At 64.8% G+C, this 20,378-nt stretch carries 15 protein-coding genes, 1 tRNA gene and 1 pseudogene; 5 read left to right on the top strand and 12 right to left on the bottom strand.

Annotated elements, in window-relative coordinates:
• Positions 1 to 37: 37 nt before the first annotated feature.
• The 9 genes and pseudogenes from R3D65_RS00735 to R3D65_RS00695 all read right to left on the bottom strand — a co-directional run bounded on the left by R3D65_RS00735 (position 38) and on the right by R3D65_RS00695 (position 10,892).
• A complete protein-coding gene (locus tag R3D65_RS00735) occupies positions 38 to 793 on the bottom strand; it encodes a TIGR04290 family methyltransferase (protein ID WP_371273313.1) in 756 nt (251 codons plus the stop codon).
• The gene (locus tag R3D65_RS00730; RefSeq protein ID WP_371273312.1) at positions 771 to 1,823 is read right to left on the bottom strand and encodes a UDP-glucuronic acid decarboxylase family protein; all 1,053 of its coding nucleotides are present in this window, start codon (positions 1,821 to 1,823) and stop codon (positions 771 to 773) included. The genes R3D65_RS00735 and R3D65_RS00730 overlap by 23 nt, the downstream gene beginning before the upstream one ends.
• Positions 1,820 to 2,932 carry a glycosyltransferase gene (locus R3D65_RS00725; RefSeq protein ID WP_371273311.1) on the bottom strand — a complete coding sequence of 371 codons (1,113 nt, stop codon included), beginning with the start codon at positions 2,930 to 2,932 and terminating at the stop codon, positions 1,820 to 1,822. Before R3D65_RS00725 ends, R3D65_RS00730 begins: the two co-directional genes overlap by 4 nt.
• Complete coding sequence (locus R3D65_RS00720; RefSeq protein ID WP_371273310.1) at positions 2,929 to 4,023, bottom strand: glycosyltransferase; 1,095 nt, start codon at positions 4,021 to 4,023, stop codon at positions 2,929 to 2,931. Before R3D65_RS00720 ends, R3D65_RS00725 begins: the two co-directional genes overlap by 4 nt.
• Positions 4,020 to 5,149, bottom strand: a pseudogene (locus tag R3D65_RS00715) (glycosyltransferase). Before R3D65_RS00715 ends, R3D65_RS00720 begins: the two are co-directional and overlap by 4 nt.
• Positions 5,150 to 6,298: a glycosyltransferase family 4 protein gene (locus tag R3D65_RS00710; protein ID WP_371273309.1), complete on the bottom strand. Its 1,149-nt coding sequence runs from the start codon at positions 6,296 to 6,298 to the stop codon at positions 5,150 to 5,152.
• Positions 6,295 to 8,319: an NAD-dependent epimerase/dehydratase family protein gene (locus R3D65_RS00705; protein ID WP_371273308.1), complete on the bottom strand. Its 2,025-nt coding sequence runs from the start codon at positions 8,317 to 8,319 to the stop codon at positions 6,295 to 6,297. The genes R3D65_RS00710 and R3D65_RS00705 overlap by 4 nt, the downstream gene beginning before the upstream one ends.
• On the bottom strand, positions 8,316 to 9,419 hold the full coding sequence (locus R3D65_RS00700) for an NAD-dependent epimerase/dehydratase family protein (protein WP_371273307.1): 1,104 nt from the start codon (positions 9,417 to 9,419) through the stop codon (positions 8,316 to 8,318). Before R3D65_RS00700 ends, R3D65_RS00705 begins: the two co-directional genes overlap by 4 nt.
• A gap of 123 nt (positions 9,420 to 9,542) precedes the next feature.
• Positions 9,543 to 10,892 carry a UDP-glucose/GDP-mannose dehydrogenase family protein gene (locus tag R3D65_RS00695; RefSeq protein ID WP_371273306.1) on the bottom strand — a complete coding sequence of 450 codons (1,350 nt, stop codon included), beginning with the start codon at positions 10,890 to 10,892 and terminating at the stop codon, positions 9,543 to 9,545.
• Positions 10,893 to 11,159: 267 nt separating this feature from the next.
• On the opposite strand from R3D65_RS00695, the gene R3D65_RS00690 reads away from it, so the two are divergent.
• Together R3D65_RS00690 and R3D65_RS00685 are read left to right on the top strand one after the other, a co-directional pair.
• Positions 11,160 to 12,167 carry a zinc-binding dehydrogenase gene (locus R3D65_RS00690; RefSeq protein ID WP_371273305.1) on the top strand — a complete coding sequence of 336 codons (1,008 nt, stop codon included), beginning with the start codon at positions 11,160 to 11,162 and terminating at the stop codon, positions 12,165 to 12,167.
• A 14-nt stretch (positions 12,168 to 12,181) separates the two neighbouring features.
• A complete protein-coding gene (locus R3D65_RS00685; RefSeq protein WP_371273304.1) occupies positions 12,182 to 13,252 on the top strand; it encodes a Gfo/Idh/MocA family protein in 1,071 nt (356 codons plus the stop codon).
• Positions 13,253 to 13,337: 85 nt separating this feature from the next.
• Here the strand turns inward: R3D65_RS00685 and R3D65_RS00680 are convergent.
• The 3 genes from R3D65_RS00680 to phaC all read right to left on the bottom strand — a co-directional run bounded on the left by R3D65_RS00680 (position 13,338) and on the right by phaC (position 16,914).
• Positions 13,338 to 13,413 (bottom strand) — tRNA-Glu (locus tag R3D65_RS00680).
• A 274-nt stretch (positions 13,414 to 13,687) separates the two neighbouring features.
• Positions 13,688 to 14,776 (bottom strand): D-Ala-D-Ala carboxypeptidase family metallohydrolase, encoded by a 1,089-nt coding sequence (locus R3D65_RS00675; protein WP_371273303.1) that lies wholly within the window; start codon positions 14,774 to 14,776, stop codon positions 13,688 to 13,690.
• A 305-nt stretch (positions 14,777 to 15,081) separates the two neighbouring features.
• Positions 15,082 to 16,914 carry a class I poly(R)-hydroxyalkanoic acid synthase gene (gene phaC, locus R3D65_RS00670; RefSeq protein WP_371273302.1) on the bottom strand — a complete coding sequence of 611 codons (1,833 nt, stop codon included), beginning with the start codon at positions 16,912 to 16,914 and terminating at the stop codon, positions 15,082 to 15,084.
• A 152-nt stretch (positions 16,915 to 17,066) separates the two neighbouring features.
• Between phaC and R3D65_RS00665 the strand changes: the two genes are divergently transcribed.
• From R3D65_RS00665 to R3D65_RS00655, 3 genes are all read left to right on the top strand, one after another.
• Positions 17,067 to 17,528: a hypothetical protein gene (locus R3D65_RS00665; RefSeq protein WP_371273301.1), complete on the top strand. Its 462-nt coding sequence runs from the start codon at positions 17,067 to 17,069 to the stop codon at positions 17,526 to 17,528.
• Between the two features lie 101 nt (positions 17,529 to 17,629).
• On the top strand, positions 17,630 to 18,850 hold the full coding sequence (locus tag R3D65_RS00660; protein ID WP_371273300.1) for an LL-diaminopimelate aminotransferase: 1,221 nt from the start codon (positions 17,630 to 17,632) through the stop codon (positions 18,848 to 18,850).
• Between the two features lie 73 nt (positions 18,851 to 18,923).
• The gene (locus R3D65_RS00655) at positions 18,924 to 20,243 is read left to right on the top strand and encodes a homoserine dehydrogenase (protein ID WP_371273299.1); all 1,320 of its coding nucleotides are present in this window, start codon (positions 18,924 to 18,926) and stop codon (positions 20,241 to 20,243) included.
• The last annotated feature ends 135 nt before the right edge of the window (positions 20,244 to 20,378 follow it).

Raw genomic sequence — 20,378 nt, 5'->3', positions numbered from 1 at the left:
TGTAACCCAGACAGGATGACGAGGACGCGCACCGCCTTCACAGCGGCGGGGCCTGCACGAAGGGCGGCCGGTCGCCAATGCGGCAGAGATAGACTTCGCGTTCGGGATGGGCGATCACGCCGAAGCCCGCGCTTCGCAGCATGGCCTCCACGCCGGCGCGGTTGGGCACGAACCAGTTGGTCGGATCACCGGCATAGCGGTTCTCGACAAAGGAAAGGCGCGGGAAACCCGGCTCCTCGAAAACCGACCAGTCATCGAATGGATGGTTCTCGCGCGGCGAGAAAACCGTTTCATCGCCGCGCTGGAGGGACTGAAACAGCAACAGGTCGTTCGCCACATGCTCGCGGATCAGGTCCAGCGCCAGAAGCGGATGGCGCAGGTGGTAGAGAACGCCCATGAAGATCACCAGGTCGAAGCGTTCGCCCAGGCGGGCAAGATCGTAGACCGACATCTCGTGCAGTTCGATATCGACGCCGGCATGGCGGGCGGCAAAGCGCGCCTGGCGCAGATAGTGCGGATCGCTGTCGATGCCCACGACACGGCCGGCATTGCGCCGTTTCATCTCGATGGAATAGAAGCCGGCATTGCAGCCGATATCGAGAACGGTGCGCCCTTCCAGATCGTCCGGCAGGACATGGGCGAAACCGCGCCACTTGAAGGCGGGATAGTCGCCCAGAAAATGGTCCGGGGCCGTTTCCTGGCCGCCGATCCGCAGGTTCTGGAACCACGGACCGAGCGCCTCGATTTCAGCGCGCAGGCCCGTCCCGGCATTACTGGACAATCTGCTGCTCATCGCGTTCCTGCTCGTCGTCCATGGGGTATGGCGGTTGTGGATTTTCGCCAGGCTTGTCTCCATAAAAGGCCGAAAACCATGCAATGGTCCGCTCCAGGCCGTCCTCGAACGCGATGCGGGGCTGCCAGCCGAGCAATTGCCCGGCAAGCGAAATATCGGGGCAGCGGCGTTGCGGATCGTCCTGGGGCAGGGGGCGAAAGACCGGATCGCCGGCATGCGGCATGCGCGCGAGGATCATGTCGGCCACGTCATGCACGGTGATTTCACCGGGATTGCCAAGATTCACCGGCACCATCGGGTTCGGTTCCACCCGCATCAGCGCGAGCAGGCCGGCAATGAGATCATCGACATAGCAGAACGAACGTGTCTGGCTGCCCGAACCGTGGACCGTCAGCGGCTGGCCGGCGCAGGCCTGCATGATGAGGTTCGAGATCACGCGGCCGTCCTCCGGGTCCATGCGCGGCCCATAAGTGTTGAAGATGCGCGCGACGCGCACATCCGCCCGTCCGGAACGCAGGAAATCGAAGCACAGCGCCTCGGCCGCCCGCTTGCCCTCGTCATAACAGGCGCGCGGTCCCGTGCAGTTGACATGGCCGCGATAGCTCTCCGGCTGCGGATGCACCTCAGGGTCTCCGTAGACTTCGCTGGTCGATGCCTGCAGGAATGTCGCCCCCTTGGCCTGGGCCATCGCCAGCAGGTTTGCCGTGCCTGCCACATTCGTCATCAAGGTGTGAACCGGCCGCGCCTGATAGCGCGGCGGCGAGGCGGCGGATGCAAGATTGTAGATCTCCGTCACCGGTTCCTCGATGCGCAGCGCCTTCATCACGTCATGGCGGATGAAGCGGAACCGCGGATGCTCGTCCAGCGCGGCGACATTGGCCTGCTGTCCGGTCACCAGGTTGTCGACGCAGATCACGCTTGCGCCTTCGCCCAGAAGCGCCTCGCACAGATGCGACCCGAGAAAGCCGGCTCCGCCGGCCACCAGCGCCGTGCGCTGACGGGCAGGTTCAGTTTGCACGCCGCCGGTCATGCCGTCCTCCTTTGATCGTCCTCGAAAGCGTCGGGCCGCCGCGCTGGCAGGGCGGAAAGGGCATCAACCAGTTCGCGGGCGCGGGCCGTGCCGGTGTGGCGCAGCAAGGCGATGCGCCGGGCCTCCCGCGCCATCTCCCCGGCATCCGTCCGGCTCCTGCCGGTCAGCATGCGAACCACCTCGCGCGGGCCGTCGGCAATGGCGATGGCGCTGCCTTCCGGAAAGAAGTCGCCAATGCCCCGCCAGCGGTCGCTGATCACAGGGGTGGCGCAAGCCGCCGCCTCGAACAGGCGGACGCTGGGGGACCAGCCGGCGGCCACCATGTCGGCCCGCGTCACGTTCAGGGTGAAGCGCTGGCGGTTGTAGAACCGGGCATGCTCGCCGGGCGGCAGGTGGGGAATGTGTTCCACATTGGCGGGCCAGCCGGACGTATCGGGATAGCCCGGACCCGCGACGACGAAGCGCATGTGCCCCAGTTGGCGGGCCGGCTTCAGCAGAAGCTGGTCGAGCACCGGCTGCCGGTCGGGGCTGTAGGTGCCGAGATAGCCCAGATCCCAGCATGGCTCCTCGTCGGTCGGAAAGTAACGGGTCTCGTCGACGCTGCAATACAGGGGCAGGGCGCGCCTTGCGCCGAAGGCCCGGCTCAACCGGTCCAGGATCTGCCCGCCGGAGAACGAGAAATAGATGTCGAATTGCGGCACCTGCCGGCGGGCCAGGAAGTGCTCGTCCCCGCTTTGCAGGCGTGCCAGCGTCACCGGCGTGTCGATATCGTAGAAGCACAGGCGCCGGGGCGACATGGCCGCGATACGGTCGATCACCGCCGCGCCATCGGGAACATAGGATCCGACGATCACGGCATCGGCCTCCTCGATGCGCGGCCGGAAGGCGTCGAGGCCGGCGGGATCGTCATACAGTTCCAGGGAGCAGAAGTCCGGGGCCGGCATGTCGCGGTTTTCCGCGTACCAGGGAACATCCCGTTCTAGGAACAGCACGTCATGGTTCCGGGCGGCGAGGCCGCGCAGCAGCGACCGGTATGTGGTTGCATGGCCGTTTCCCCAGGACGAGGACAGGGAAAGGCCGAGGAAGACAAGGCGCAGGGGCGTGTTCATTCGGCAGCCTCCATTCTGCGCGCCTTCAACAGGCGGCTGAAAAGCGAATCGACCGTCGCGGCGCGCCGGTCATAGGTGTGTTCGGCCAGGATCCGGCGGCGCGCCCGCTCGCCGATCACCTGGGCGTCGAGCGGGTCGAGCCGGCAGAGGATGGCGGCCACGTCTTGTCCGTCCCGGGCAACGAGCACTTCCTCTTCCGGTTTCAGAAACAGGTCCAGGCCGGCCCAGTCGTCCGTGATCAGGCAGGCGCCGGCGCCGGCTGCCTCGAATACGCGGGTGGCCGGTGAAAACCCGTTGGCTGCCATGCTGTCCCGGCTGACATTGAGGACCGCCAGCGGCGAGGTGTTGAAGGCATTGTGGTCGCCCGTGCCGACATGGCCGATCCATCGCACATTCGCCGGCAGCGCCCTGTCGTCCCAGCCGGAGCCGCCCAGCAGGAACCGCCTTTCCGGAAGCGCGTTCGCGGGGCCGAAGAAGAAATCGTCGATTCGCGCTTCGCGATCCGGCAGCCGGTTTGCCAGAAGCGAGAGGTCCGACCCGAAACGGACTTCTTCCGGCACCGAAAAATGCGTGGCGGGATCAAGCGCGTTGTAAATGGGTATGCACGTTTCCACGCCAAGGCTGCGATAGCCGTAGACGATCGGGTCGCCGCCCCCGTAGGTCAGCACGAGGTCGGCCCGCTTGAGATGGTTGTGCAAGGGATGGTCGCCGTCGCCGCGCAATCCGGCCAGCGTGGCGGGCGCGTCGACGTCCCAGAAGACCGTGATCGCATCCGGGCGCGCCGCCCGCAGGACTGCTTCGAAAAGCGCGTCGTCCTCGAAGCCGACACCGCTCGCCTTGACCACGATGTCGGCATCGCCGGCACGCGCCGCGATACGCTTCAGGTCGTCGGCGCGGGGCTCATAGACAACCACGTCGCACCACGCGGGCGGATCGATGTCGCGGTGCTGTTGCCTTTCATAGACATCCGGTTCGAAGAATGTGGTCCGGTAACCAAGCGCGGCGAGCGCCCGGATCATGCCGCGGTAATAGGTGGCTGCGCCGTTCCACCGCGATGAAAGCAGGCTGGAGCCATAGAAGGCGATTTTCATCTTGCGGCCTCCATTGCCGGTTGGGCGTTGCGGGCGGCGCGGCTGCCGAGGCGCCGGAGCACACTGAAAAGCTGATCGACGCGATGCGCGCAGGTGTGGTGCTGCCGGATCGTCTCCAGACCGGATTTTGCCAGCGCACCGGAAAGCTGCCGGTCATGCACCACATCGCGGACATAAGCTGACATCTGGCGGGGATCGGCGGCGGCGAGGTAGTCGCGGCCGGGACGGAACAGGCCCTCGGCATCCTCCCATGGCGCGCTGACCAGCGGAATGCCGCAGGCCATCGCCTCGAACATCCGGATCGTCGGAATGCCCGGCAGCGCCGTGGCATAGGGGCGCCTGGGCACATGCACCGCAACCTTGTGGCGGGCAAAGACCTGCGGAACCCTGGCATTGGCAACCCAGCCGCCGAAGGTCAGCCCGGCCTCCTTCACGCTAGCAAGCGCGTCCGGCGGATAGCGGACCCCGTGAACCGTGCCGTTCAGGCCGTTTTCCCGCACGGGATCGAGAAGATAATCCTCCAACTCCCGGCTTCGTTCGCCGTCACCCCAATTGCCGATCCACACCACGTCCCGGTTGCGTTCTTCCGTCCCGGAAGGATGGAACAGCCGTGTGTCTGCCGCCTCGTGCCAGGTTTCCACCCGGTTGCCCCAACCCCTTTCGAGGTAGTGCGCGCGCAGCGCCTCGCCGAATGCAAGCACGCAGTCGTAGCCGGAAAGATCAGCGCGGCGATGTCCTTTTCCGCCGAGACCGCGCGGTGATGGGTGTCATGGAACAGAAGCGTGAAGCGGCCGCCCCGGGCACGGCACCGGCCAAGGCGCGCCACGAGCGACGGGTCGGTCCATTCGTGCACAATGACGACATCGGCCTCGGCCACGACGTCTTCATGCGGGAAGCGCCGCCCATAGGTCATGGAGGTCAGCTCCGGAAAGTCGGATCTGAACCGCTCCAGCGCAATGGCGCCCTGTTCGGCCACCAGGTTGCCGCGGCTCCAGCCATCGGCCGGCTCCAGCGCCACCGCCTCATGTCCACGCGCAATCAGGTCGCGCATCACGCCACGCAGGAAGTGTGCATTGCCATGGTTCCAGTCGGACACCAGGGAATGGGTATAGAACAGGAAACGCATTCAGGCCTCCGTTTCAGACAATCCGGCAAAGGCCGGGCAAACACCGCCGTAAATGGCGAGCATGGCTTCCGCCTGGCGGCTGGGGGTGTATCGGCGCGAGGCGGCGAGGGCCCGGTCGCCCATGGCCTGCCGCAGTGCCGGATCGCCGGCAAGACGTGAAAGCGCCTCGCGAAGCGTTCTTGGATCGCGCGGATCGAAGTAGAGGACGGCATCGCGCCAGAGTTCGCGATAGGTGGGAATATTCGCCACCGCCACCGCCGCACCGGCCCGGGCCGCCTCCAGCACGGCAAGACCGAAGGGTTCATAGAGCGATGGCGAGACGACGACCGCGGCGCGGCGCATGAACTCCATCACCCGGTGATGAGGCATGTCGCCCAGGGTTTCGCCCGCATATCCGGCCGTCTCACCGGACGGCCCCACCTTGGCCCCGGCCAGGACCAGCGGCCAGCCCAGGGCATTGTCGATACCGTTGAAGATGCGGCCGTTCTTGCCCTCGTCCCACCAGCGCCCGGCCGCGAAGGCGAAGGATTCCTTTTCCTGCCCATGCAGGACCGCGCCGATCCCGTTGTGAACCACCTCAAGGCCGGCAATCCGTCCGTAGCATTCGGTGAGGATGTCGGCATGGGCCCCGCTGGGGACGATGGTCGCATTCGCGGCCTCGAAGCCCTGCCGATTCTCCCTTTGCCGCCATTCCCAGTCCTCGGGAAGCTGGCCGCCGCGCACGATGTACCACCAGCTTGGCATGCACGAATGGGAGACGACGATCCGGGGGAGATCCGTCTTGAGATGGGCCGCCTGCGCCGGTGCATTGAGATGCAGCAGGTCGATGTCATGTTCCTCGGTCACCCGGTCGATGCTTGCGCATGCCGCGACCGTCTCCGTCTTGTCCTGCGCCATCCAGTCGAGCCTGTGGTCGGAGCACAGCAGGGTGCCTGTCTCTTCGGCCTCGACGACCTGTAGGCGGGCGGGCTTCGGCCCAAGGCACAGAAAGATCACATCGACCCCGCGCGATGTCAGCGCGCGTGCAAGCTCCATGGCGTAACGCCAGACACCGCCGACGGCATCCACTGTCATCAGGAGACGCGGCCGGTAACCGGGCATGGCCCCCGGACGCGATAGCGTCATGCCGACATCCTGGATCGCCGTCATGCCAGCAACCTCCGGGCACCGGCATTGCTGTTTGCCTGCGGTATCCGATGGGTGCGCAGCCAGGCTTCCAGGTCGCGCAAGCCGGCCTGCCAGCCGGTGGCGGGCCTCCATCCTGTCTCGTCCTGAAGCTTGCGCGTATCGGCGACGAAATAGAGCTGGTCGCCGGCGCGCCACTCGGCGCTCCGGATGTCGGTTTCGCGGCCGGTCAGAAGCGATATCTCGGCCAGGACACGCCGCAGGCTCACTGCGTTGGAAGGCCCGCCGCCCAGGTTGAAGGCCCGGCCGGCAAGGGCATCGATCTTCTGCATGACGCGGCAATAGGCATCCACCGCATCCGCAACATGCAGAATGTCGCGCACCTGCCGTCCGTCGCCGTAGACGGTGATCGGCCGGCCGGCCAGCGCGCACAGCAGGAAATGGGCCACCCAGCCCTGGTCCTCGGTGCCGAACTGGCGCGGCCCGTAGATGCAACTCATGCGGATCGCGGCGGCCGGAATGCCGAACGACGCGCCGTAGTCCAGCACATACTGGTCCGCCACGCCCTTGGAACAGCCATAGGGCGTACGGAAATCCAGTGGAGCCCGCTCATCGATTCCTGCCTCGCGGATTTCCTTGACCGCCGGAACGTAGCGGTCCTCCAGCGCCACCATCTTGATATGGCCGAGATCGCCATAGACCTTGTTGGTGCTCGCAAGGACGACCGGCGCGCGACGACCGGCGCCGCGCACCGCCTCCAGCACATTGAGCGTACCGCGGGCATTCACCTCGAAGTCGTCGACGGGATCGTGAAGGCTCGTCGTCACGGCGGTCTGCGCCGCCAGGTGAAAGACCGCCTTGGCATCGGCAAACGCCGGCCGGATCGCCTGCGGATCCCGAACGTCGGCCAGGAACGGGTGCAGGCGGTCGGGATAGCGCTCCTTCAGCCAGGCAAGGTTCTGATCCACCCCGGCCCTGCACAGATTGTCCAGGATGATGACGTCCTCGCCGTCGGCCAGCAGCCGTTCGGCAAGATTTGAGCCGATGAATCCGCTCCCGCCAGTGATGACGACGGGGCGTGCCTTGCCGATGCGGGTAGGCGCCGCGATCTCCATGAGTTCGCGCACGCGGTTGACGCCGCCGTCCAGCAGGCAGCGCGCCAGCAGTTTCGGATTGCCGGAATCGTCGACTGCGCCCAGGTGATAATGGCGCGCATCGAACCAGAATCCTTCCTGCACGGCCACGTCATGTGGCACATCCCGCCACGAATACCAGTAGGTGCGCTCGGCCGGCACATCCAGTGCGGCAACGAAGCGGCGGGCCTGCTCGACCTCGTCCTTTCGCCAGGTGGAATAGCCGGTCTCGGTGATCCAGATCTCGGCATCGCTGTTGTAACGCTTCACGATGCTGCGCATTTCGCCCAGATGCAGGTCCCAACCGCCCCAATTGGCGGCTTCACTGTCCCATGTGCCGGGAAAGCCGTGGAAGCCGACGGCCGCGCACAGGTCCAGGAGGCCGCGTTGGCCCATCAGGTCCAGCCAGTAGGGATCGAACGGTGCGGGACCGCCGAGGACCACCTTCCAGCCACGTTCGTTGACCCAATGCGCGGCGTCGCCGATCATCTCGCAGAAAAGCTTGAAATCGACGTCTTCGCGCCAGTCCCAGTCCAGCAGGTTGTTCGGCTCGTTCCACAGTTCGACATGCGTGAAATGCTGGCCGTAGCGCGTCATCACCTGATCGACGAAATCGGCATAGTCACGCAATCGTCTGGGCGCGCCATTGGTGCGGCCCGTGCGTGACAGCGACGGCGGCGTGTAGAGAATGCAGGGCAGCAGGTCCAGCCTTCTGGCCAGCCTGGGCAGCAGCCAGTCGAACCATTCGGGCCCGCCGGGCGCAAGAAACTCGGCCCACGAGATATGCGTGCGCAACCAGGCGGCGCCGGAGGCTTCGATTTCCGGGAGCACGGCTTCGGTGCGTTCGTGCTCGCCCGGCCGGAACCATTCGACAAAACCGAAATCCTTGTCGCCGTGGGCCAGGGTGCTCATGCCACCAGCCCCCGCGCTTCCAGATGGCGTCGCATCTCGGCGTTCCGGTCGATGGCAGTGTTGCTGGCGACCCAGGTCACGAACGGTTCGAGCGCGTGTTCCAGGGTTTCGCGCGGTGCGTAGCCGAGCATGGCACGGGCTTTCGAAATGTCGGCGAAGCAGTGGCGGATGTCGCCTGAACGGGCCGTATCCAGAACCTCCGGTTCGAGATCGGGCCGGCCCATTGCATCTGCCAGCAGCCTTGCGATCTCCAGGATGCTGCGCGAAACGCCGCTGCCGATGTTGAAAACCTGCCCGGCTGCCCCGGGGCGTTCGAGCGCGAGACGAAAGGCGCGGGCCACATCGTCGACATGGACGAAATCGCGCCGCTGGTGGCCATCCTCGAAAATCGTCGGCGGCTGGCCGTTGGCGATGCGCGAGGCGAAATTGGCCAGTACGCCGGTATAGGGGTTGGAAAGCGACTGCCCGGCGCCATAGACATTGAACAGCCGCAGCGCGGCCGCCTCCATGCCGTAGGCTGCGGCGAAGATCAGCACGGCGCGCTCCTGCATGTACTTGTTGAGCGCATAGATCGAGGCGAGATCGACCGGCTTCTCCTCGTCGGTGGGTGCCGGTGTCAGGCGTTGTCCGTGCCCGTCGAGCGGGTCCCAATTGCCGGCTGTGCGGCGATGTCCCGGATCAGGCTGGCCGATTGCGCCGTCACGATCCCGGTAACGCCCTTCGCCATACACGCTCATGGAGGAGGCCACCACGATGCGCTGGATAGGCAGGCCGATCATGGCTTCCAGCAGCGTGGCCGTGCCAAATTCGTTCGCGCTCACATAGCGGGCGATCTCGTACATGGACTGGCCGACGCCGACTTCCGATGCCAGATGCACCACATCGTCAATGTCCTGCAACGCCGCTTTCATCGCCTCGCCGTCGCGAATGTCGGCGATGACATGGTCGGCGCGCGGGTCGCGTGGCGGTTGAGCCTCGCCATGCACCTGCTCCACAAGGCTGTCCAGAACCCTGACCCGATAGCCGTGTTCGAGCGATTCCCGGGTGACATGACGGCCGATGAAGCCACAGCCGCCGGTAATCAAGACGCTTCTTGCCACGATCCCTCCTGAAGATTTTCAAATTCCGGTTTCCGAACACGGCAGGGTTCACATTGTTCCGGCACCGCAAGACGATCCCTGCCTCCGGGCCATGCGGCCCGTCAGGCAGGGACCGGCCGGCGCCTATCCCGCTTTCCGCAGGGTTCGGGTCAGCAGTCGCGGAGCGCGCACGGCGGGACGGCCAATGCCGAAACAGTCCAGCCCGTGTGCGGCGACAGCCTCCGGGTCGAGCATGTTCCTCATGTCGAATACCGCGCGCCCGGTCATCGCGCTGGCGATGCGGCCGAAATCGACATCGAGGAATTCCTGCCAGTCAGTCAGGATCACCAGCGCATTGGCACCTTCGGCCGCGGTCACGGCATCGCGGCACCATTGAACATTGCCCAGGAGCGCGCCGGCAGTACCCATGGCGCGGGGATCATGGGCCCTGATCCTGCATCCGTAGGCTTGCAGCAGCGGGATGACGGTGAGCGCCGGAGATTCGCGCACATCGTCGGTCTCGCCCTTGAAGGCCACGCCGAGGATGGCGACCGTGTCGCCGGGCGCCAGTTCCCCTTGCGACAGGATGCGTCGGGCCATGGCCTCTTTCCTGCGGTCGTTGTTGCGGGCCACATCCTCCACCAGTGTCTGCCGCGCGCCGGTGCGGCGTCCTGCGGCAGCGAAGGCACGGGTGTCCTTGGGAAAGCAGGAGCCGCCAAAGCCCGGCCCCGCGCGCAGGAAATGCGGTCCGATCCGCTCGTCGAGACCGATGCCTTGCGCCACGGCGTCAATGTTCGCGCCTGTCCTTTCGCAAAGGTCGGCCACATCGTTGATGAAGGCGAGTTTCATGGCAAGGAAGGCATTCGCCCCGTGCTTGACCAGTTCCGCATCCTCCGGACCCGTCTCCAGCAGGCGCGTTTCGGATCGCTCCAGAAGCGGCTGGTAGAGCGCCTTCAGCGCGCGCAGGGCATCCGGGCAGTCGGAACCGATCACGATCCTGTCCGGATTGAGGAAGTCATCCACCGCTGAACCTTCACGCAGAAATTCCGGATTCACTGCCACCGCGATGTCGTCCCTGCCGCGCGCGCCACGGATGATCTGCGCGATCTGGCGGCTGGTGCCGACTGACACGGTCGACTTGATGACGACCTTGGTCAGCGGTTGCAGATGCGGGGCGAGCTGGCGCGCCGCTTCCTCCAGATGGCTCAGGTCGATGTCGCCATCCGCAAGCGACGGCGTGCCGACCGTCAGAAAGACGATCCGGGCATTCGAAACCGTCCCGGCCATGTCGTCGCTGAAGGCGAGGCGGCCCTGACCCATGCTCTGCGCCACGATATCGTCCAGCCGTGGTTCGTAGATGGGGATCCGGCCACGCTTCAATTGCCCGAGGCGGACGGGATCGGTGTCATGGCATGAGACATGATGCCCCAGAAGGGTCAGACACGCGCCGGTCGTCAAACCTACATATCCGGCTCCGACAATCGCTACTCGCATGTGTGGTTTCCCTGGTTTTGCGTTGAATCGGTCGCCTAACCAGCCGCTGCGGAAGTTGTTCCGGCAGAAGGCATTGATGTTGTTGAACAAGACGGGTCTGCTCCCGGAGCGGTGGTCTTGGGCGCACATGAGCGGGCAGGGGCGGCGGGCAGAGGGGGCAGGCCGGCGCGCGCGGGCGCGGTGCATGGCTTCCGGCAAGGCCTTCTTCTTTTGGAACATCAGCCGCCCTGACCTGTTCGGGTGCGCAGGCAAACGAGGGAGACAAGAATGGAAATGACGCTCCATGCGCCGCATCTTTCACGCAAGGCGGAAACCATGCAGGCTGCGGTCCTGACCGCGCCGCGGCAATTGCGGCTGGAAGAGGTGCCCCTGCCGCCGGTGCGCGACGGCCAGATCCGCGTGCGGCTGGAAGGATGCGGCGTATGCGCTTCGAACCTGACGCCGTGGCAGGGTGCCGACTGGATGCAATATCCCACCGGACCTGGCGCTTTGGGCCACGAGGGCTGGGGGATAGTGGAAAGCGTTGCGCCCGATGTGGCGCGCTTTTCGCCGGGTGACCGGGTGGCCACGCTGTTTGAAAACAGCTACGCCGAGTATGATGCCGGCGATGCGGACGCCGCCGTCCATCTGCCGCCGTCGCTCGACGGCATGCCTTTCCCCGGCGAACCCATCGGCTGCGCCATGAACATCTTCCGGCGCAGCGATATCCGGCCCGGTCAGTGGGTTGCCATCATCGGCGCCGGTTTCCTGGGCAATCTGCTGGCGCGTCTCGCCTCGCATGCGGGGGCTCAGGTCATCGCCATTTCAAGGCGTGGTTTCGCGCTGGAAACGGCGCGGCGATGCGGAGCCCATGCCACAATCGGCCTGGAGGACCGCGGGGCCATCGCCGGCCGCGTGGCCGAATTGACGGATGGCGCGCTGTGCGAGCGGGTAATCGAGGCGACAGGCAAGCCCGAACCGCTGGCCCTTGCAGGTGAGATCGTGTCCGAAGGCGGCCGCCTCGTCATCGCCGGTTATCATCAGGATGCACCGCGCCTCATCAACATGCAGCAATGGAACTGGAAGGGTATCGACGTCATCAACGCCCATGAACGGCAACTGGCCACCTGCCGGCAAGGCGTGATCGAAGGCATCCAGCGCGCCGAGACCGGCCTTCTTCCCATCGACGAGCTTCTGACCCACAGCTTTCCGCTGGCCCTTCTGGACAAGGCCCTGGACATCACGCACATGCGCCCCGAGGGCTTCATGAAGGCGCTGGTGACCTTTGACCAATGAGGAGCGCCCCCGTGATGCATGGCTGCAAGGCCGCAAGGCGTCCGGTTCTGGGCTTTGCAGGCCTTGGCTGGATCGGCCGCCAGCGCATGGAGGCACTGGCGCAGTCAGGCCTGGCCGGGATTGGCGCGATTTGCGACCCATCGCGCGAAGCCATGGACGAAGCCGTCAAGAGCGCAACCGGCGCCCAATGCGTCGCGGATTTCGAAGCCTTGCTGGACATGGAACTCGACGGCCTCGTTATCGCCACCCCGAGCGCCCTGCATGCGAAGCAATCCATTGCGGCGCTGGAAAGCGGCAAGGCGGTTTTTTGCCAGAAACCCTTGGGGCTCGACAGCGCGGAGGTTGCCGGCGTGGTGGATGCGGCATTGAGGGCAGATCGCCTGCTGGGCCTCGACATGTGCTACCGCAGGACGCAGGCCATGCAATCTGTCCGCAAGCAGCTTGAAAGCGGTGCCATCGGAAGGGTCTTTGCTGCGGATCTGGTGTTCCACAACGCATATGGTCCGGACAAGCCATGGTTCTACCAGCCGGAACTGTCGGGAGGCGGCTGTGTGACCGACCTCGGCGTCCATCTGGTCGATCTTCTGCTTTGGTGCCTCGATTTTCCGCGGGTCGAAGAGGTGCGTTCCCGGCTTTTTGCCCAGGGGCTCCCGCTTCGCGCGCGCCGCGAGACAGTCGAGGACTATGCGGTGGCCGGGATCGAACTGGAGACCGGTGTCTCCGCCCGCCTGGCCTGTTCATGGAACCTGAACGCGGGCCGCGATGCCGTCATTTCGGCTGTCTTTCACGGAACGGCAGGCGCACTGGCGATGGAAAACGTCGACGGATCATTCTACGACTTTCTCGTCGAATTGCGCCGCGGCACATCGGCTGAGGTCCTGGTGTCGCCCCCCGACGACTGGGGCGGTCGCGCACTGGTCCACTGGGCCGGTCAACTGGCGCAGGGTTCCCGCTTCGATACACGGGCCTGTGCCTTCGTACAGGTCGCCGATACGATTGATCGGATCTATGCGGACGCAGAGAGGAAGAGCTTGGCGCACCCGGAGACGGCAACCCGCCATGGCGCTGGTCTGGCACGCATCTGACTGCGCCTTGGCGTGTCCAACCTCGGAAAAAGGGTGGACATTCTTTCGCGCAACCCACTGAAAGAAAAGGGGAAATAAATGTCGATGGTACGCCCTACGGGACTCGAACCCGTGTTTCCGCCGTGAAAGGGCGGCGTCCTAGACCGCTAGACGAAGGGCGCGCTCAAGACGAGATGGCGTATAGAAAGATTCCCGGAGGTGGGCAACCCCCCTTGATGCGGTTTGTGAAAAAAAGTTTGCCGCATCCATCCGCGTTGGGAAAGGTGCGGTCCGGAATGACGCATGAAATGGCAAGCTTGTGCGCGGCAAGACCCGATCACGGGCCGCTTTCAGGCATTTGCCCGGCTTTGTTCAAGCAGATTCGAGTGTCGGAAAGCGCAGCCATCGTGCGGCCGCGCATGGCAATCCCGCAAGCCTGTGATTTCGGGAACAGGTCTACTTGCGCTTGCGTGAGGAACGGCGGCAGCGCCAGTTCCAGTCGCGCTCCGGTCCGATGTCGATATGAACGGATTTCGTGTGGCAATAGGTTCCGACGCCGCCACGACCAGGCATCGTCCGCAGGAACTTGGCCAGATCCCATTTGGAAACACCGGAAACCTGGATATCGGCGGCAGCACAATACATGTGAAGCGAGTTCTTGGCGCCGCGGGCACGGCGATTTCGTTTCGGGCTGCGATAGCCTGACGTGACCACGACCTTCTGTCCGTAATGCCGTTCCACCGTCTTGAGAACGCGGACAAGCTGTGGCTTGAGGCAAGCCACGTCGACGCTTGCGGTCTGCACGGCCAAGCCGTTTGGTGCCAGACGGGCAAGTCCCGTTACCGATGCCACCCGCACCGGCGCGTCATCCGCTTCGTTGATGTCAACGTCGCTGTCATCATAACCGCCGGATTTGCGCGTGATCTCGAACAGCGATTCGGCGCGAACGCCGGGCAGGGCAGTCAGGCTGCCGGTCGCGCCGGGCGGCAAATCAGACGACAGCGAGGCTGTCCGGACAGCCTTTCGGGCGGCGGGATTCGCCTTCGGCGCTGCCGCGGGGCTGCGCGTCCGCTCCGCCTTCTGCAAGGCCTGTGTCGGCCGTGGCGGCTGGGTGGAAAACAGCGATGACAGGAATCCGCGCTTTTCAAGCTGCGGTGTCGCCGAGGCCACCTGGACACGGCCGGTTTCCGGGCTGTTGCCCGCGCTGGCAGGCTGCCCGGCGCCATCCGGGCCCTGGCGTGGCGCTGCGCTGGGAACGGGAAGCGGACCGGCTGCCTGCGCCACGCGGGCCGTGGCGAGCGCGCTTTCAGCCGTTTGCGTTTCGTCGTTCACGGTTTCCATGGCGCCATTGCCCGGTGTCGCCGTGTCCGCCGCCGGTGTGACGTCGCCTTCTGCGGTTGCCGCCACGGCCGTGCCATCGGCAACTTGCGCGGAAAGATCGGCATCGCCCTGCGAGGCAGCCGATGGCGCAAAGCCGTCAGCGCTGCCTTCGTCGCCGGTCTCCATCGAAGCCTGTGAAGCCACGTCGGCCAGGGCTATTTCCATGGGTGGCACAGCCGATGTCGTGCAGCCGGCCAAGGCGAGAGAAATGGACGCGACGGCTACACAGCCTGCCAACGCGCTCCATCCGGGCAATCGCGCCTGTTTCAACAATCGTCCCCCTTGGCCGCCGTCCCGTAAGAGTGCCGGATCGGCCGGGCTTGCGGAAAAGATCACAGCGTCACACGAATCAAGTCCCCTGACGCGCGTTTGTGACTATAACACGGCGGTTAATCGTCAATTGAGGCGACAAGATGAACAAGTGATGGCAAACCGGTTGCGGCAACGCGACGCATCCGGCCCTGGCGGTCTCAGACACGTGCCAGCACATATTCGCCGGGCGCATTGCAGATCGGCTTGAGCTTGCGCCCGCCGACCTTGCGCGCCTTCACCCGCTCTCCCGTCTCCATGGATTCGATCCACGCATGCCAATGCGGCCACCACGAGCCGGGCGTCTCCGTGGCCGAGGCAACCCAGTCCTCGAAATCACCCTCGGGCTTGCCTCCCGTCCAGAACTGGTACTTGACCTTGTTCGGCGGATTGACCACCCCGGCAATATGGCCGGAGCCGGCCATGACGAACTGGACATCGCCGCCAAAGAACCGGCAGCCATGGAAAACCGACTTGGCCGGCGCGATATGGTCTTCGCGCGTCGCGAGGTTGTAGACCGGAACGGTGATGTCTTCCAGGTGGACCGGGGCGCCGCCAAGCGCCATCTTGCCCCTGGACAGATTGTTCTCCAGGTAGCAATTGCGCAGATAGAAGGAATGGTTCGCCGCTGTCATGCGCGTGGAATCGGAATTCCAGTACAACAGGTCGAAGGCCATGGGCGTCTTGCCGCGCATGTAGTTGTTCACGGCATAGTTCCAGATCAGTTCGCGCGACCGCAGCATGTTGAACGCCGTCGCCATCTTGCCGCCGTCAAGATAGCCCTTGGCTTCCATCTGGCGTTCGACGCCGCGCACCTGCTCCTCGTCAACGAAGACCTGAAGGTCCCCTGCATAGGTGAAATCGACCTGGGTGGTGAAGAATGTGGCGGAGCGGATCCGCGCCTCGCCGTCCCTTGCGAACATGGCGAGCGCGGCTGCCAGCAGCGTCCCGCCAACGCAATAGCCGATCGCATTGACCTCCCGCTCACCGGTGGCCGCTTCGATCGTGTCGAGTCCCAGCACGATGCCTTCCTCGATATAGGCTTCCCACGTCTTCTTGCGGTGGCGTTCGTCGGGATTGACCCAGGAGATCACGAAGACCGTGTGTCCCTGTTCCGTCAGCCAGCGGATGTAGGACTTCTCCTTGTTGAGATCGAGAATGTAGAACTTGTTGATCCATGGCGGAACGATGAGGAGAGGGCGCTTCAGAACGGTTTCCGTGGCCGGTTCGTACTGTATGATTTCCGCCGTCTCGGAGCGGGCGACCACCTTGCCCGGTGTGTTGGCCATGTTCTCGCCGACCTTGAAGGGGCTGGCGTCGACCTGCCGGATTTTCAGGTCACCCTGTCCCGCCTTGATGTCCTCGGCCAGCATCTGCATGCCGCGAACGATGTTCTCGCCATTGGAGGCAATGGTCTCGCGGTAGAGTTCCGGGTTGGTCAGAAGGAAATTGGATGGCGAGATCGCATTCGAAATCTGGTCGACATAGAATTCCGCCTTGTGGCGCGTCTTCGGATCGAGCCCGTCAGCCTCGGTCACCAGTTCCTGCGCCCAGCGGCTGGTCACCAGGTAGGCCTGCTTGAGGAAATCGAAGAAGGCGTTGTTTTCCCATTCGGGATCGGCGAAGCGCTTGTCGCCCTTGTCCGGCTGGACGGCATGGTCTTCCGCGTCCCCGGTCGCCCGGCGCACCGAATTCGTCCAGACCGTCATGTAGTTGGAAAACAGGCGGGTCTGCGCGTCCAGCGCGCGCGCTGGATCGGAAAGCCAGTATTCGCCGACGCGCGAAAAGGTCTTGACCATGTCCGCCATGGGTTCGGCGACCGGGTCCACCTTGCCTTCCTCGCGCGGAGCAATCCAGTTCGAGGCTGCCTGACCCGCCGCCTCGATGGCGCGGGCCATGTTCCGGGCAAAGGCTTCCGGATCCTTCACGACATAGGAATCCAGCTGCTCGGCTGACGGTCCTTGCGGCTTCTTGTCCTTGTCGTCCTTCGACATTGGTCTTGTTCCTCCCCGAAAGCTCGTGTACCGGCTTGTTCCTGACACAATAGGCTGCAATCGAGCCCCGGTACAAGCGCGACAAAGGTCGGTCCATCCACCCGCCGGCTCCGTCGCCTGATCTTGCAGCCTGCTGCTCACGGGATGAATCGATGAGGCTTTTCCTGCTCCAAGGTGTCAGCATGATGACGGCGATGCGCGCGCTTCTTGCCGCCTGCGTCCTGGCGGCGGCGGGATGCACGTCGGCAAGCCTGGAGGATGCCGCACCGCGCTCTCTCCTCCCGCCGCCTGCCGCGCCCGGGCCGGCTTCCGTGGCGGTTGCCGAACCGCCGGCCGCGGCGATGGATGGCGTGCAGGAAACGGCGGCGCCCGTGGCGCCGTCTGCCGGCAGGCCCCGCGACACCAGGCAATTCCCGAATATCAATGTCGTGCCGAAGGGCGAGACGGCGCAGATAAGCCCGGCCCAGAGGGCCGCGGCCGTGGCCGAACTGAATGCCGCCCGCCAGGTCCAGAAGGCAGCCGGCGCCACTGCCGGTGCCGGCAGCGCGGCGGAATTGAGGCAGCTTGGCCGGGACCATGCGCGCCGGGCGCTGAACGACATCGAAAGCGAGTGACGCTATCGACCGCGGCCCGGTGAGGGTGTATAGCGGTCGCTTGAAAAGGTGCCGGCCGGATCCGGCGCCCGGCGCCATCAGGGATTTCGACGGTCACGAACATGGAAGAATTTCACAAGGTCCGCAGGCTTCCGCCTTACGTCTTCGAGCAGGTCAACCGTCTCAAGGCCAGCGCCCGGGCCGCCGGGGCCGACATCATCGATCTCGGCATGGGCAATCCCGACCTGCCGACGCCCAAGTCCATCGTCGACAAGCTGGTCGATGTCGTGCGCGATCCGCGCACCCACCGTTATTCCTCCTCGCGGGGCATTCCAGGCCTGCGCAAGGCCCAGGCCAATTACTATGCCCGCCGCTTCGGCGTGAAGCTGAATCCCGACACCCAGGTCGTCGCGACGCTCGGTTCGAAGGAAGGCTTTGCCAACATGGCCCAGGCCATCACCGCGCCCGGTGACGTCATCCTGTGCCCGAATCCCACCTATCCCATCCATGCGTTCGGCTTCATCATGTCCGGTGGCGTCATCCGCGCGGTCCCGGTCGAGCCGAACGATGCGTTCATGCAGGCGCTGGACCGTGGCGTCCGCCATTCCATTCCCAAGCCGCTGGCGCTCATCCTGAATTACCCGTCGAACCCGACCGCCCATGTCGCTTCGCTCGACTTCTACAAGGAAGTCGTGGCCTATGCGCGCAAGCACGACATCATCCTGCTGTCGGACCTTGCCTATTCGGAAATCTATTTCGACGGCAATCCGCCGCCCTCCATTCTGGAGGTGCCGGGCGCGATGGATATCGCGGTGGAATTCACCTCCATGTCCAAGACGTTTTCCATGCCCGGCTGGCGCATGGGCTTTGCCGTCGGCAACGAGCGGCTGATCGCTGCCCTTGCGCGGGTGAAATCCTATCTCGATTACGGCGCCTTCACGCCGATCCAGGTGGCGGCCACCGCCGCACTCAATGGCGACGGCTCCGAGATCGAGGAAGTGCGCCAGATCTACAAGGCGCGCCGCGACGTGATGGTGGACAGCTTTGGCCGTGCCGGCTGGGACATTCCGCCGCCGCCCGCCACCATGTTTGCCTGGGCGCCGATCCCGGAGCCGTTCAAGGCTCTTGGCTCGCTGGAATTCTCCAAGCTTCTGGTGGAAAAGGCCCATGTCGCCGTGGCGCCGGGAATAGGCTTCGGCGAACATGGCGACGATTATGTGCGCCTTGCGCTGGTCGAGAACGAGCATCGCATCCGGCAGGCGGCGCGCAACATCAAGAAATTCCTGTCCTCGGCCGCGCCGGTGGACAATGGCAACGTCGTGTCGTTGACGGCGCGTCGCTGACATATCACCGGCCGGCGTCCTGCCGGCCCGGTTTTCTTGCGATACGGGATAGAGATTGGGGGACAAGGCGGCCATGGCTGAGGCGCTGCGGGTTGGAATTGCCGGATTGGGTACGGTTGGCGCATCGGTCATGCGCATTCTTGATGAGCACGCGGGCGTGCTGACACGCCAATGCGGGCGCACGATCGAGGTTGCGGCCGTCAGTGCGCGGGATCGCGGCAAGGATCGCGGCGTCGATCTGTCCGGTGTTGCCTGGTTCGACGATCCTGCGGAACTTGCCGCCTCGCCCGGCATTGATGTGTTCGTCGAGCTGATTGGCGGCGATTCCGGTCCTGCTCACGTATCGGTGCTCGCCGCGCTCGACGCCGGCCGCCATGTGGTGACGGCCAACAAGGCGCTGCTTGCCCGCCATGGCGTGGAACTGGCAAGGAAGGCCGAGGAAAAAGGCGTTCTCTTGAACTTCGAGGCGGCGGTCGCCGGCGGCATCCCGGTCATCAAGACCATGCGCGAGGCCCTGGCCGGCAATACCGTCAGCCGCGTTTTCGGCATCATGAACGGTACCTGCAATTACATCCTGACGCGGATGGAGGAAGAGGAAATTCCGTTTGCCGATGTCCTGGCCGATGCCCAGCGACTGGGCTATGCCGAAGCTGATCCCACCTTCGACATCGAGGGCAACGACACCGCCCACAAGCTTTCCATCCTCACCGCGATCGCCTTCGGATCGCAGATCGCGGCCGACGACATCTACCTGGAAGGCATCTCGAACATCTCGCTGGCCGACATCCGAGCGGCCGGCGAACTTGGCTATCGCATCAAGCTTCTGGGCGTGGCGCAGCAGACCGACAGCGGTATCGAGCAACGCGTCCACCCGACCATGGTGCCGAAAAGCTCCGTCATTGCACAGGTGCATGGCGTGACGAACGCGGTCGCCATCGAGACCGACCTGCTCGGCGAATTGCTGCTGTCTGGGCCCGGTGCCGGCGGAAATGCCACGGCCTCGGCCGTCATCGGCGACATCGCCGACATCGCCAAGAGCCGCCCGGGTTTCCAGCATGGCCCGGCGCTCGGCTGGCCTGCTGCCGAGTTGAAACCCTATGAGCGCGCGCGCATGCGCAGCCATGAGGGCGGCTATTTCATTCGCCTGACCGTTCAGGACCGCGCCGGCGTCTTTGCCGGCATTGCGCGCCGCATGGCCGACAACGGCATCTCGCTGGAATCCATCGTCCAGCGCTCCGACCCGGCCGAGAACGGCGGCGAGGAAGCCAAGACCGTCATCCTCGTCACCCACGAGACGACCGAGGCCGCGGTGCGCGAGGCAGTGGAGGGAATCACCGAGGACGGTTACCTGACGGACCGTCCCCAGGTTATCCGCATAGAACGGGCTGGCTGAGCCGGCCCGTTCCCTTCCGCTTGGCAAGTGGTTGACTTTCAATCGGTTTGAAATTTACCCAAGCGCCAGAAAGGCCCCGGCGGGCCTTGCAGCCCGCCCGTTGCTCTGACAAAAGATCGCGCCAGAGAGGGTGTG

The sequence above is a fragment of the Zhengella sp. genome (assembly GCF_041397485.1).
Lineage (GTDB): Bacteria > Pseudomonadota > Alphaproteobacteria > Rhizobiales > Rhizobiaceae > Zhengella.
Note: the sequence above shows the minus strand (reverse complement) of the source record. Positions and strands in the feature narration are given on the sequence as shown.